At 72.6% G+C, this 13015-nt stretch carries 15 protein-coding genes; 10 read left to right on the forward strand and 5 right to left on the reverse strand.

What is annotated here, in order from left to right; translation table 11 throughout:
- Positions 1–35: 35 nt before the first annotated feature.
- From HJG45_RS14380 to uraD, 8 genes are all read left to right on the forward strand, one after another.
- Positions 36–1256, forward strand: coding sequence for a cupin domain-containing protein (locus HJG45_RS14380; RefSeq protein ID WP_171612802.1), 1221 nt, complete (start codon positions 36–38; stop codon positions 1254–1256).
- The gene (locus tag HJG45_RS14385) at positions 1256–1834 is read left to right on the forward strand and encodes an OmpA family protein (protein ID WP_171612803.1); all 579 of its coding nucleotides are present in this window, start codon (positions 1256–1258) and stop codon (positions 1832–1834) included. The genes HJG45_RS14380 and HJG45_RS14385 overlap by 1 nt, the downstream gene beginning before the upstream one ends.
- A 124-nt stretch (positions 1835–1958) precedes the next feature.
- Positions 1959–2930: a tripartite tricarboxylate transporter substrate binding protein gene (locus tag HJG45_RS14390; RefSeq protein ID WP_171612804.1), complete on the forward strand. Its 972-nt coding sequence runs from the start codon at positions 1959–1961 to the stop codon at positions 2928–2930.
- Between the two features lie 308 nt (positions 2931–3238).
- Positions 3239–3505, forward strand: a complete 267-nt coding sequence (locus HJG45_RS14395; RefSeq protein WP_171612805.1) for a twin-arginine translocase TatA/TatE family subunit — start codon at positions 3239–3241, stop codon at positions 3503–3505.
- A 206-nt stretch (positions 3506–3711) separates the two neighbouring features.
- The gene (locus tag HJG45_RS14400; RefSeq protein WP_171612806.1) at positions 3712–4332 is read left to right on the forward strand and encodes a methylthioribulose 1-phosphate dehydratase; all 621 of its coding nucleotides are present in this window, start codon (positions 3712–3714) and stop codon (positions 4330–4332) included.
- The gene (locus tag HJG45_RS14405; RefSeq protein WP_171612807.1) at positions 4329–4865 is read left to right on the forward strand and encodes an acireductone dioxygenase; all 537 of its coding nucleotides are present in this window, start codon (positions 4329–4331) and stop codon (positions 4863–4865) included. The genes HJG45_RS14400 and HJG45_RS14405 overlap by 4 nt, the downstream gene beginning before the upstream one ends.
- Position 4866: 1 nt before the next feature.
- A complete protein-coding gene (gene mtnC, locus HJG45_RS14410) occupies positions 4867–5559 on the forward strand; it encodes an acireductone synthase (protein ID WP_171612808.1) in 693 nt (230 codons plus the stop codon).
- Positions 5556–6044 (forward strand): 2-oxo-4-hydroxy-4-carboxy-5-ureidoimidazoline decarboxylase, encoded by a 489-nt coding sequence (gene uraD / locus HJG45_RS14415; RefSeq protein WP_171612809.1) that lies wholly within the window; start codon positions 5556–5558, stop codon positions 6042–6044. The genes mtnC and uraD overlap by 4 nt, the downstream gene beginning before the upstream one ends.
- An 18-nt stretch (positions 6045–6062) precedes the next feature.
- Here uraD and HJG45_RS14420 read toward each other — a convergent pair whose 3' ends face one another.
- Genes HJG45_RS14420 through HJG45_RS14430 form a run of 3 tightly spaced genes read right to left on the reverse strand, consistent with a single transcriptional unit; the run spans position 6063 to position 8480 of the window.
- Positions 6063–6929 carry an alpha/beta fold hydrolase gene (locus HJG45_RS14420; RefSeq protein WP_171612810.1) on the reverse strand — a complete coding sequence of 289 codons (867 nt, stop codon included), beginning with the start codon at positions 6927–6929 and terminating at the stop codon, positions 6063–6065.
- Positions 6930–6978: 49 nt separating this feature from the next.
- Positions 6979–7467 carry a nucleoside deaminase gene (locus tag HJG45_RS14425; RefSeq protein WP_171612811.1) on the reverse strand — a complete coding sequence of 163 codons (489 nt, stop codon included), beginning with the start codon at positions 7465–7467 and terminating at the stop codon, positions 6979–6981.
- A 38-nt stretch (positions 7468–7505) separates the two neighbouring features.
- Positions 7506–8480 (reverse strand): tripartite tricarboxylate transporter substrate binding protein, encoded by a 975-nt coding sequence (locus HJG45_RS14430; protein ID WP_171612812.1) that lies wholly within the window; start codon positions 8478–8480, stop codon positions 7506–7508.
- 222 nt (positions 8481–8702) lie between these two features.
- Here HJG45_RS14430 and corA point away from each other — a divergent pair, with 222 nt between their 5' ends.
- The gene (gene corA / locus HJG45_RS14435) at positions 8703–9725 is read left to right on the forward strand and encodes a magnesium/cobalt transporter CorA (RefSeq protein ID WP_254452511.1); all 1023 of its coding nucleotides are present in this window, start codon (positions 8703–8705) and stop codon (positions 9723–9725) included.
- 137 nt (positions 9726–9862) lie between these two features.
- Positions 9863–10828, forward strand: a complete 966-nt coding sequence (locus tag HJG45_RS14440; protein ID WP_171612813.1) for an acetamidase/formamidase family protein — start codon at positions 9863–9865, stop codon at positions 10826–10828.
- A 46-nt stretch (positions 10829–10874) separates the two neighbouring features.
- On the opposite strand, the gene HJG45_RS14445 is transcribed toward HJG45_RS14440, so the two are convergent.
- On the reverse strand, positions 10875–11759 hold the full coding sequence (locus tag HJG45_RS14445; protein ID WP_171612814.1) for a sulfurtransferase: 885 nt from the start codon (positions 11757–11759) through the stop codon (positions 10875–10877).
- Between the two features lie 182 nt (positions 11760–11941).
- Positions 11942–13015, reverse strand: a complete 1074-nt coding sequence (locus HJG45_RS14450) for an SDR family oxidoreductase (protein ID WP_171612815.1) — start codon at positions 13013–13015, stop codon at positions 11942–11944.

Raw genomic sequence — 13015 nt, forward strand, 5'->3', positions numbered from 1 at the left:
ACCCGGGGGCCGCGAATCGGCTAGTGTCATCCGCCATGAGCATGACCTTCGCCGAGCTGCTGGCGCCCGTGACGCCCGAGCAGTTCTTTGCCGAGTACCACGACCGCAAGCCACTGCACATTCGCGGCGCGGCGGCGAAATTCGCCCATGTCCTGTCCTGGCGGCAGATCAACCGGCTGCTGGACATGACCCACATCTGGTCCGGCCAGTCGCTCAAGCTGGTCATGGACGGCACGCCCGTGCCCGCCGAGCAGTATTGCAGCCGCGCCACCAGCCGGGACAACGACCCGGTGCAGCAGCCCGTGGCCGCGCGGGTGCGGGACTGGGTGGCGCGCGGCGCGAGCCTGGTGCTGAACGACGTCGACAGCCTGACCCCCGGCCTCGCCGCCGTCAGCGGCGCGCTGGAAGCCGCCGGGCTCGGCAAGGCGCAGGCGAATGTCTACATCTCCTGGCAAAGCCACAAGGCCTTCCCGGCGCATTACGACACGCATGACGTCTGGGCGGTGCAGGTCGAGGGCGAGAAGACCTGGAATGTCTGGGAAGGCCGCGCCGAATGGCCGATCGCCCATCCCGCCTTCCGCACCGAGAGCCAGGCGCAGCACGAGCAGCAGAAGGGCCGGCTGCGGGAGAAGGTGCTGCTGAAGGCCGGCGACCTGCTCTACCTGCCGCGCGGCTGGTACCATGACGCGCTGGCCGAGGCGCCGGCCTCGGTGCATGTCGCCTTCGGGCTGCACGCGCCGCTTGGGATGGACCTGCTCAACATCCTGCATGAGCGCGCCCTCTACGATGCCGAGTTCCGCAAGCCGCTGCCGCGGCAGGACGGCTCGGCGGCCGCGCGCTTCGCGCTCACGACCCGGGCCGGGCAGCTCGCCCAGCGGCTGGCGGAGCTGGCGCGCGACCCGAAGGTGATGGCGGCGCTGGAGCGCTTCGTCGCCGAGTATCATTTCGTCCGCGGCGGCAACGACCTGCTGGCGGCGCGCGGCCTGGCGGAACCGGAGACGGCGACGGCCGATGCGGAGGTGCCGGCCTGGAAGGTCCTGGCGCCCGGCGCGAAGCCGGTGCGGCGGGGAGCGGAATGGGTCCTGAAGACCGCGCAGGGCATCCTGCCCCTCGCGCCGCCCGAAGCCGAGGCGGCGGGCTGGCTGCTAGCCCGGCCGGACATCGCCGAGCCGGAACTCCGGGCCGCGCATCCGCAGGTGGATGCCCCTTCCCTGCTCGCGCGGCTGCGCGAGGCCGGCCTGCTGGCCGCCGCCTGATGCTCCCGGCCATCCTGCTGCTGGCGGCCCTGCTGCCCGGCGCCGCCCTCGCCCAGTCACGCTCCTTCAACTGCGTCGGCGCCGACCAGCTCGAGGACGATGTCTTCGCCATTCCCTTCGCCCGCGGCGCCGCCGCCCCGGGCGAGGCGGCCCGCACCAACCTCGCCGCCGTCGCGGAGCGGGCGAAGAGAGAGCCGGGGCGGCCGCTCTGCGTGCTCGGCCATGCCGGCCCGCAGGAAGGCGGCGCCCAGAGCGGCACCCAGCTCGCCGCCAAGCGCGCCGGCCAGGTGGCGGTGGCGCTCGCCAAGCTCGGGGTCGCGCCGGAGCGCATCCGTGCCGAGGCCCGCCGCGCCGCCTTCGCGCGCGGCGCCGTGCCGGAGGAGCGGAGCGTGACGGTGGTGCTGCTGCCGGCGACCGCCGGCGCCGCCGCGCCCGAGGCGCCGGCCCGCGCGCAAACGCCGGCGCCGACGCCGCCCGCCAGGCCGGCCGATGACGTCGCCCCGACCCCGGCCGAGGGCGCGAAGCCCGCCCCGGCGGAGGCCCCGCCCGCGGCCGGGCCGCCCGCCGCCAAGCCCTGACGCGCCCCGGCGCCGGGGCGCGGGCGGCGTCTTGCCGCGGCGAGCCGGGCCGGCGATGAGAGCCCGCGCATGGGCCGCCAGGGTCGGCCCCCAGGTCGCCCCCAGGTCGCCCGAGGATGTCACCATGAGCCTGTCCCGCCGCCCTCTCCTCGTCGCGCCTGGCCTGCTGCTCGCCGCGCCGGCCCTGGCGCAACCCGCCTGGCCGGAGCGGCCGGTGCGCTTCATCCTGCCCTTCCCGCCGGGCTCGACGCCGGACATCACCGGCCGGGCGGTCGCCAGCCATTTCACCCAGGCCTTCGGCCAGCCCTTCGTGGTGGAGAACCGCGCCGGGGCGGGCGGCAATATCGGCACCGACCTCGTGGCCAAGGCGAGCGACGGCCATGTCATCGGGCTGACCATCAACGGCCCGCTCAGCACCGCCAAGGCGCTCTATCCCGACCTGCCCTACGACCCGGCCCGCGACCTGGCCGTCGTCTCCCTGCTGGTCCGCGCGGCGCAGGTGCTGGTGGTGCATCCCGCCATCCCGGCCACCAACCTGGCCGGGTTCATCGCCCATGTCCGGGCCAATCCCGGCAAGCTGTCCTTCGGCTCGGTCGGCTCCGGCTCCGGCGGGCATCTCGCCATGGCCGACCTGATGGCGCGGGCCGGGCTCGACATGGTGCATGTGCCCTATCGCGGCTTCCCACAGGCGGTGCTCGACCTGGTGGCCGGCCGGATCGAGGCGATGATCCTGGTCTCGGCCGGCATCCTGCCGCAGATGCGCGAAGGCCAGGTGCGCGCCCTCGCCGTCACCGCCGAGCGGCGGATCCCGCAGGCGCCGGAGGTGCCGACCCTGGCCGAGAGCGGCATGGCGGATGCCGCGAGCTATGCCTGGAACGCCCTCATCGCCCCGGCCTCGATGCCGGCCGGGCGCGTTGCCCGCCTGGCCCGCGAGGCCGGGGTGGCGCTGGCCGAGCCGCAGGCCCGGCGGGCGCTGGAAGCGGGCGGCTTCGAGGTGGTGGCCAGCGGGCCCGAGGCGGCGAGCCGCTTCGTCGCGGCCGAGACGGCGCGCTGGGGCGCCCTGATCCACCGCCTCGGCATCAAGGCCGAGGCCTGACGCCGCGGCCGGCCGTGGCGATGCCCTTGGGAATGCGGGGACGAGATGCGGGCCGGACGGCCCTCATTCCACCGCATGGTTCGGCCTAGCGGAGCCTTTTCCGGTTGTCTGGGGACGGCCGCCGAACCATCTGCGTGTTTGCGCCGCCAGGGGCGGCGCACTAGTGTCCGCGGCAATGCCGGGATGGGTCGCGGAACGGCCGCGACCGCCGGCAAGGGCCAGGCAGGGCCATCCTTCGTTGCCGGATCCATCCTTGTCGGACCGGGCGGCGCGGGGTGCGACAACAGACAGGGTCATCGGGGCGTCACATGGGTTCCTTCAGCATCTGGCACTGGCTCATCGTGCTGCTGGTCGTCCTGCTGCTCTTCGGCAGCGGCAAGATCAGCACGCTGATGGGAGACCTCGCCACAGGCATCAAGTCCTTCAAGAAGAACATGAAGGAGGACGAGCCCGATGCCTCGCTCGCCGAGAGCGCGCCGCCCGCCGCCACCAAGCCGGCCGGCAGCATCGGCGGCCCGGGGCAGCCGGCCGAAACCACCCACGGCACGACCACGACGAGCCGCCCCGCCGCCTGAGGCAGCGGGCCCCGGCGGGTGAGGCCGATCCCGCCGCGAAACCTTGACCTGATCGGGCGCCCTCCGGCCGGAGGGCGCCCCTCCCCAGCGAATGGCGTTCAGCATCGAGCGCCGTTCCGCTGTAGCCCGTCATTTTCCGAGCCGGTTCACGCGTCCGGGCATCCACGCCCGCCCGCGATCCGCTCCAGCCCTTATCCGCGATGCCAATGCCGGACGACGCTTTCGCCGCCGCAACCGCCGCCATCATCGCGGCCGGCCGGCGCATGGACCATTTCGGCTGGGTGCCGGCGACGGCGGGGAACATCTCCGTCCGGTTGCCCGATGGCAGCCTGGCCATCACCCGATCCGGCGGTCACAAGGGATTCCTCGCAGCCGAGGGCGTGATCCGGGTCGACCTGGACGGCCGGCCGCTGCATCCGGGCGACCGGCCTTCGGCGGAAACCGGGCTGCATTGCGGCATCTACCGCCGCTTCCCCGAAGCCGGGGCGGTGCTGCACGGGCATTCGGTGCCGGTCACGGTTCTCTCCCGGGCCGGGGCCGATGCCATCCGGCTGGAGGGCTACGAATTGCTGAAGGCTTTCCCAGGGTTGCCGACGCATGCCGCCTCGGTGACGGTGCCGATCCTCGACAACGAGCAGGACATCCCGCGCCTGCAATCCGAGGTGGAGCGGCGCTGGGACGCCATGGCGGAGGTCCCGCCGGGCTATCTGATCCGGGGCCATGGGATCTATGTATGGGGCGCCGACATGCCGGCCGCGCTGATGCGGCTGGAGGCGCTGGAATTCATGCTCGCCTGCGAGATGGAAACACGGAGGGCGCTGAGATGAGCCGACTGACGGTGTGGGAGGCCGAGACCGGCCGCACGGTGCTGCAGACCGAGGATGCCGAGGAGATCGCCCGGGCCCTGGGCGGGATCGGCGTGCGCTTCGAGCGCTGGGAGGGCGTCGCGGTGCCGGAGGGCGCCAGCAACGAGCAGGTGCTGGAAGCCTACCGCCCCCATCTCGACAGGCTGATGGGCGAGACCGGCGCGGGCAGCGCCGACGTCATCAGCCTGACGCCGGACCATCCGCAGGCCGCCGCGATGCGGCAGAAATTCCTCTCCGAGCATGTGCACACCGAGGACGAGGTGCGCTTCTTCGTCCGCGGCAGCGGCGATTTCGTCATGCATGTCGATGGCAAGGTCTGGGATGCGCACTGCGTGCAGGGCGACCTGATCAGCGTGCCGGCCAATACCCGGCACTGGTTCGACGCCGGCGAGGCGCCGCGCTTCACCGCGCTGCGCATCTTCACCGACCAGTCGGGCTGGGTGGCGCATTTCACCGGCAGCGACATCGCCGGGCGCTTCCCGGTCGCCGCCTGAGATGCCGCGCCCGGCCGCCATCCTCACCGATATCGAGGGGACGACCACCAGCATCGCCTTCGTGAAGGACCGGCTCTTCCCCTTCGCGGCCGCGTCGCTCGAGGACTTCCTCGCCACCCAGGGCGAGACCCCGGCGGTGCGCGAGATCCTGGCAGCGGTCCGGGCAGCGGCGCCGGGGCAGGAGCCGGTGGCGGCGCTGCGGGGCTGGATGGCGGCGGATGCCAAGGTGACGCCGCTGAAGGCCCTGCAGGGGCTGATCTGGCACCGGGGCTATGCCGATGGCCGGCTGCGGGGGCATCTCTGGCCCGATGTGCCCGGCTGCCTGCGGGCCTGGGCCGCGGCCGGGCTGCGCCTCGCCATCTATTCCTCGGGCTCGGAGGAGGCGCAGCGCGACCTCTTCGGCCATAGCGAGGCGGGCGACCTGACGCCGCTCTTCGCCGGCTTCTTCGACACGCGGATGGGCGCCAAGCGGGAGGCGGCGAGCTACCGGGCGATCGCCGCCGCGCTCGGCCTGCCGGCCGCCGACATCCTCTTCCTCTCCGATGTCGCGGAGGAACTGGACGCGGCGGCGGCGGCCGGGATGCCGGTCTGCCAGCTCGTCCGCGCGGCCGACGGGACGGTCGCCTCCGGCCGGCATCCGGCGGAGAGCGACTTCCCCGGCGTCGCCCGGCGCTTCGGGCTGCCCGTGGCGTGACGCGGGAGGATTTCCTCACCTGCTTCGGCCCTGTCTTCGAGAACCGTCCCGACCTCGCCGAGGCGGTCTGGGCCGGCGGGCCCGATTGCCGCTCGGCCGAGGCACTGCAGGCCGGCTTCGTCGCGGTGCTCCGCAGCCTGCGGGACGAGGCGCTGACCGCCTTCCTGAACGGCCATCCCGATCTCGCCGGCGCGCTGCTCGCGCGCGGGGCGGTGACGGCGGACAGCGCGAAGGAGCAGGGCTCGGCCGGGCTCGACGCGCTGGATGCCGCCGGCCGGGCGCGTTTCCTGGCGCTGAACGCGGCCTATCGCGCGCGCTTCGGCTTTCCCTTCATCATGGCGGTGCGCGGCCGCGGCGCGGCCGAGATCCTCGCCAGCTTCGAGGCCCGGCTGGGCCGGGACGCCGCCACCGAGCGTGCCGAGGCGGTGCGCCAGATCGAGCGGATCCTGCTGCTGCGGCTGCAGGACCGCTTCGGGGCCGCCTGAACGCCCGGAGGGACCTGCTCAGGCGGGATACGCCCGCAGATGCTCCAGCAGCAGCGCGTTCACCCGCTCCGGCACCTGGTCCGGCGCGTAATGGCCGACCCCCGGCAGGATCTCGAAGCGATAGGGCGCCTCGATGAACGCGCCCGTGCCCTCGGCCGCCATGCGCCCCACCGTGTCGTCGGCATCGCCCCAGAGGAACAGGGTCGGCACCCGGATCTTCGGGATGGGCCGGTGCACCGTGCCGCGGGCCCGATACCAGGCGAGGGCCGCCGCCATCGCCGGCTCGCTGCCCAGCACCGCGAGATGCTTCGCCGTCTGCGCCGGCGGGATGCCCTGCGCGGCGTGCCGGCGCCGCAGCCAGGCGCAGTCCTCGGCCAGGAGCCTGGGCACCGCATCCGGCTCGAGGAAGGCCTTGTGGTGGCGGGAGCGCTGCGGCTGCTCCGGATCCTCGGCCAGCGCCCGGGCGAAGGCGCCGGGATGCGGGCGGGAGAGCATGGTGAGCGAGGCCAGCCGCTCCGGCCAATGCGCCGCGATCTCCCAGGCGAGGCTGCCGCCCCAGTCATGCCCGACGAGATGGAAGCGCCGCCCCTCCTCGCCCCGGGGCCCGCCGAGGGCGTCGGCGAGGTCGAGGGCGTCGCGGATCAGCAGCTCGATGTCGTATTGCGCCACATCCGCCGGGTCGGGTCGCGCCCCGGCCGAGTAGCCGCGCTGGTTGGGCGCCGCGGCGAAACAGCCCGCCGCGGCCAGCGCGGGCAGTTGCGCATCGTAGAGATGGCGGGAGACGGCGAAGCCGTGCAGCAGCAGCACGAGCGGCGCGGCCGGATCGCCGGCCACCGAGACATCGAAGACGAGGCCGGGCCCCGTCTCCACCTGGCGTGTCTGCATCGGGCGGCCCCTCCCTTTCGGGGCAGGACAGCACCGCCCCCGGCGGCGATCAAGACGGCGCGGCGGCCCAGCCCTCCAGCACCGTGATCGCCTCGGCGACCAGCGCCTGCCGCGCCGGCATGCGTCCCTGGCCGATCGGCGCCCCGGCCTCCCGGCGCAGCGCCGCCACATCGCCGCGCCGCCGCAGCCCGGCCGGCACGGCGGCGAGGACCCGGGCGCTGTCGGCGAGGGAGGCGGCATAGACGACGCGGGCGATGCCGGCGATCTCCATCGCCGCGACGCAGAGGGCGCAGGGCTCGCAGGAGGAGAACAGCACGCAGCCGGAGAGGTCGAGCGTGCCGAGCCGGGCGCAGGCGTCGCGGATCGCCTCGGTCTCGCCATGCGAGGTGGGGTCGAGCCGGCCGCGCGAGCGGTTGAACCCCTCGCCCACCACCTGCCCGTCGCGCACCACCACGGCGCCGAAGGGCTCGCTGCCCGGCCTCGCCGCGGCCTCGGCCGAGAGGGCGATGGCGCGGCGCAGGACGTCGTCCTCCTCCATGGTCCCTCCTTGCGGCGTCGCGGCGGCCGGCGCCGCGGTCAGTCGTTGCGGATGCCCATGGCCTTCACCATGCCGCCCACGCTGTCGATCTGCTCGCCGACGAAGCGGGTGAACGCCACCTGGCTCATCTCGCCCGGGACGATGCCGACTGTCGCCAGCCTGTCACGGATGGCGGGCTGCTGCATCGCCGCCGTCAGCTCGGCATGCAGGCGCTCGGTGACCGGCACCGGGAGATGCGCCGGCGCGGAGAGGCCGAGCCAGTTCTGCGCCAGCAGGCCGGGCAGCCCCGCCTCGCTTACCGTCGGCACCTCGGGCACGCTCGGCACCCGCGCGGGCGCCGTCACGGCATAGGCGCGCAGCCGGCCGCCGCGGATAGTCTCGACATTCTCCGGCAGCGTGTCGAAGGAAAGGAGGATGGAGCCGCCCAGGAGATCGGCCTGCATGGGCTGCGAGCCGCGATAGGGCGCGTGGTTCAGCGGGATCCCCGTCTGCTGCGAGACCATGGTGCCGACCACATGCCCGACCGAGCCGGCGCCGGAGGTGCCGTAGGTCACTGGGACGGGCTGCGCCTTCATCCAGGCCAGCAGCCCCCGTAGGTCCTGCGCCGGGACCGCGAGGTTGCTGACCACCACTATCGGCGTCGCGCCGATATAGGCGATATGGGTGAAGGAGGCCTGCGGATCGTAGCCCGGCCGGCTGTAGAGCGGCGGCGAGGTGACGATCGGCGCCGTGTTGCTCAGCATAAGCGTGTAGCCGTCGGGGGGCTGCTGCGCGACATGCAGCGCCGCCAGCGTGCCGCCCGCTCCGGGCTTGTTGTCCACCACCACGCGCTGGCCGAGCTTCGGCCCCAAGGCCTCCGCGAGGACCCGGGCCGCGATGTCGGAGGCGCCGCCGGGCGGGAAGACGACGACGATGCGGATCGGGCGCGCCGGCCAGCGTCCCGCCGCGGCAGGCCCCATCTGGGCGAGGGCGAGGCAGAGGATTGCCGCAAAAAGCGGCAAGAGACGTCGCATCCCTGGTTACCTCTCGGCCGGAGGGGGTGATCGGCCGGGATGGGAGCAAGCGCCAGGCCAGGGGTGACTTGCCCCAGGGTGACTTGCCCCAGGGGTGACTTGTCTGGCCGCTGCGGCTAGAGCACATCGCAGACGGCCGGAGAGGCCGGAAGGCGAGACTCTGCTCCGAAAACAGCGATCTGGCGCAGGCCGCGATGCCGAGGGCATGGCGGGCGGTGCCGGATGCGCCAGACCCGTTCCGACCCGGGGGACTGCCGGATGCTGACCACCTACACCGTCGAGAACGGCCATCTCCTGGTGCGCGAGGGACCGCAGGAGCCGGAGGCGCTCCGCCGGGCGGTCTGGATCGACCTGCTCACCCCGACGCCGGAGGAGGAGCGGCAGGTGCAGGAGGCGCTGCGCCTCGAGATCCCGACGCGCGAGGAGATGCAGGAGATCGAGAGCTCCTCCCGCCTCTACCGCGAGGACGACGCCCTCTTCCTCACCGCGCCCTTCCTCTACGGGATCGAGGGCGGGGAGATGGGCTCGACCGCCATCACCTTCGTGCTGGCGAACAGCGCGCTGATCACCGTGCGCTACGCGACGCCGCGGGCGGTGGCGGTCTTCGCCGCGCGCTGCCACCGCACCCCGGTCGCCCTGCTGAACTCGCCGGACGGGGTGATGCTGCATCTGTTCGAGCAGATCGTCGACCGCCTGGCCGATATCCTCGAGCGCATCGCCTCCGACATGGACCGCGCCAGCCAGGCCGCCTTCCGCTCGGCCCGCGCCAAGGTGAAGGCAACGACCAAGGATGCCGACCTGAAGGACGCGCTGATCACCCTCGGCCAGGTCGGCGAGGTCACCACGCGGGCGAGCGAGACGCTGCTCGGCCTCTCGCGCATCCTGACCTTTCTGACGGCCGAGAAGGCGACCGCGGTGCGCAAGGAGAATCAGGGGCTGATCAAGACCCTGGTGCGCGACGTGCGCTCCCTCGTCGAGCACGCGAATTTCCTCAACAGCAAGGCCAATTTCCTGCTCGATGCCGTCCTCGGCATCATCAATGTCGAGCAGAACGCCATCATCAAGACCTTCACCGTGGCGAGCGTCGCGCTGATGCCGCCGACGCTGATCGCCAGCATCTACGGCATGAATTTCGAGACGATGCCGGAACTGCATTGGGAGTTCGGCTACCCCCTGGTCGTGGGGCTGATGATCGGTTCCGCCGTGCTGCCGATCGTCTACTTCAAGCGCAAGGGTTGGCTGTAATACGCCCCACGAAACCGCCGCGCGGCCCGGTGGCAGCCCCTCTGGGCCCGGAGGATGCGGGCGCTGTCCGACAAGCCCCCTTGCCTCTCCGGCACGGGCTTGGCTCCATGCGGAACCATCCGAGCCGGGGGAGCCGCATGCCCGCGACGCATCGCATCGAGCCGACCATCGCCAATGTCCGCTGGGGCGCCTTCGACGCCTCCTTCGCCCCGGTGCAGGAGGTGGCGCCGGGCGATCTCGTCATCCTGGAATGCGTCTCCGGCGCGAAGGAGGTGATGCCGCCGCCCGGCAGCGGCATGGCGATCCCGGAGCGGCTGGCTGCCATTCATGCCGGCGGCGTGCCGCGGCTCGGGCCACATATCCTCACCGGACCGGTCGCGGTGAAGGGCGCCGAGCCGGGCGACGTGCTGCGCGTGGATATCGAGCGGATCGACCTCGGCGCCGACTGGGGCTTCTGCGGCTTCCGGCCGCTCTTCGGCACGCTGCCCGAGGACTTCCCCTATGCCCGCGTGCTGCACATCCCGGTCGACCGGGAGGCGATGACCTGCAAGGTGCCGGTCGGCCCCGGCATCACCCTGCCGCTCTCGCCCTTCTTCGGGGTCATGGGCGTGGCGCCGCCGCCGGAATGGGGCGCGATCAGCACCAAGGAGCCGCGGGCGCATGGCGGCAACCTCGACAACAAGGAGATCGGCGCCGGCGCCACGCTCTTCCTGCCGGTCTTCGTGGAGGGGGCGAATTTCTCGGCCGGCGACGGGCATGGCGTGCAGGGCGATGGCGAGGTCTGCATCAACGCGCTCGAGATGTGCCTCACCGGGCATTTCCGCCTCAGCCTGGAGAAGGGCGGCGGCGCCAAGGACCCGCTGCTGGCATATCCGCGTGCCGAGACGCCGACGCATTACATCAGCATGGGCATGCACGAGGATCTCGACCTCGCCATGAAGCAGGCGCTGCGCGAGATGATCGCCTTCATCGTCAGCCGCGCCAACCTCTCGGCGGCCGATGCCTACCAGCTTTGCAGCCTCGCGGTGGATTTCCACGTGACGCAGACGGTGAACGGCGAGAAGGGCGTGCACGGCCTGCTGAAGAAGGGACTGCTGTTCTGAACGCGGCGCCGGCCGGCCCCGGTTTGGGGCCGGCCGGCAGGCGCGGTCATCCCCGCTCGATCGGCAGGGAGGGGTCCTTCGCCCATTCGCTCATCGAGGCGTCGTAGACCGCGAGGTTGCGATAGCCGAGCTGGTGCAGCAGGAAGGCATCGAGCGTCGCCGCGATGCCGCCGCCGCAATAGAGCAGGATGCGCTTCCCCGGGTCGGCGCCCACGGCGGCGAAGCGCTCGGCCACCTCGGCGGGCGGCTTCAAGGTCAGCCGCCCCGGCTCGAGCAGCTCGGCGACCGGCACGTTGACGCTGCCGGGGATGCGGCCCGGCCGGCCGTAGCGGTCATTCTCGCCACGGTGCAGATCGGGGGAGAGGGCGTTGATGGTGCAGGTGCCGGCATCGCCGATCGCCGCCTTCACCGCCTCCTTGCCGACGAAGAGGCCCGGCCGTGGCCGCGCCGTCAGGCTGACGGCCGGGTAGCGGCTCTCGCCGGATTCGGTGGGCCGCCCCTCGGCGCTCCAGGCATCGAAGCCGCCGTCGAGGATCGCCGCCTCGTCGAAGCCGATGGCGCGCAGCATCCACCAGACCCGCGTGGCCCATTGCGGGCTCTTGCGCGCGTAGAGGATGACGCGCTTGCCCTCGCCGATGCCGCGGGCGGCGAAGCGGGCGGCGAGATCCTCGGGCGCGGGCATGGTGAAGTTGAACGGGCTCGCCGTGTCGGAGAGCTCGCCCTGCAGGTCGAGGAAGGCCGAGCCAGGGATATGCGCCGCCTCGTAATCGGCGCGGCCCGCCTCGGCGCGATAGGGCCGGCCGGTGCCGCTCTCATAGTGCAGATAGGTCGTGCAGTCGAAGATGCGGAGCGCGGGATCGCGCAGGTGCTCCGCGAGCCAGGCGGTCGAGACGATGGCCTCGGGATGGGCGAAGCCCGGCTTGGCTGGCATGGGGTCCTCCGCGATTTGGCCGGGACGGCGTCCGGCCGCCCGACCCTGCCCGCAGCCGCCGCCCGCCGCAAGCCGGGGATCCACAGCGGATTGCGTTCAAAAGTGAACGCTGCTCCGCTGCAGCCTGTTGTTTTCAGGGCAGAGTCACGCGTCTGGGCGATCTCGCCCTCCCGTGATCTGCTCTAGAAGAGACCCGTTCGCCGCCGGCGGGGAAGCGGCATTCGCCCGGCGCCGGCGCGGCGGGCGGCGCCGGCACTGGCGCCGATGGCCAGGGCGCCGAGCCCGGCCAGCACCGCCGCCGTCATCCCCGGATGAAGCTGCGCCTCGAGGAACAGGCTGGTCTTGCGCACCGGCGCCACCGGCCGCGTCAGGCTCTTCTCGGTCCCGTCCCCGCGCGGCGCGTAGAGATTGTCCGCCCGCTCCTGCCGCGGCGCCTTGCGGCTGACCTGGGCGGGGTAGCCGACCGCCTCCATCACCAGGTCGGTCGCGCGCGGGAAGAGGCTGCCCATCAGCGAGATCGCATGGCCGCCGAAGCCGACCACGATCTCCCGCTTGCGGTGCTCGCAGGCATGCAGGATGGCCCGCGCCACCAGCTGCGGCTCATAGGCCGGCGGCGGCACGCGGATGCCCTGAGCGCCCAGCAGGTTGCGGCCATGCTCCTGGAAGGCCGTCTCGATGCCCGATGGCTTGATCAGGGTCACGCTGACCGGCGCGCCGTCGCGCTCCAGCTCCATGCGCAGCGCCTCGGTGAAGGCGCGCACCGCATGCTTGGTGGCGCTGTAGGTGCCCTGCAGCATCATGGCCCGGTCGGACAGCACGCTGCCGACATTCACCAGCGCGCCGCCATGGCGGCGCAATTCCTTCGCCGCGATCAGCGAGCCATGCACCACGCCCCAGTAATTCGTGTCGAAGAGCCGGCGCTGGTCCTCGAGCGGCGTCTTCTCGAGCTCGCCATAGATCGAGGTTCCGGCATCGTTCACCCAGGAATCGAAGCCGCCGAAGACCTGCCGGGCCTTTTCCGCCGCCGCCTCCAGCGCCGCCTGGTCGCCGACATCGGCCACGGCGAAGTCCGCCTGTCCGCCGCGGCCGCGCAATTCTTCGACGATCCGCCGCAGCGCCTCCTCGTTGCGGGAGACGAGGAAGACGCGGGCCCCGGCCTGGGCGGCCCGCCTGGCGGTGGCGAGGCCGATGCCGGAGCTGGCGCCGGTGATGACGATGGTCTGCTGCGGCAACGGCTTCAGCCGGATCTGCGGCAT

Origin of the sequence: Roseicella sp. DB1501 (assembly GCF_013112485.1) — a bacterium.
Classification (GTDB): Bacteria; Pseudomonadota; Alphaproteobacteria; order Acetobacterales; family Acetobacteraceae; genus Paracraurococcus.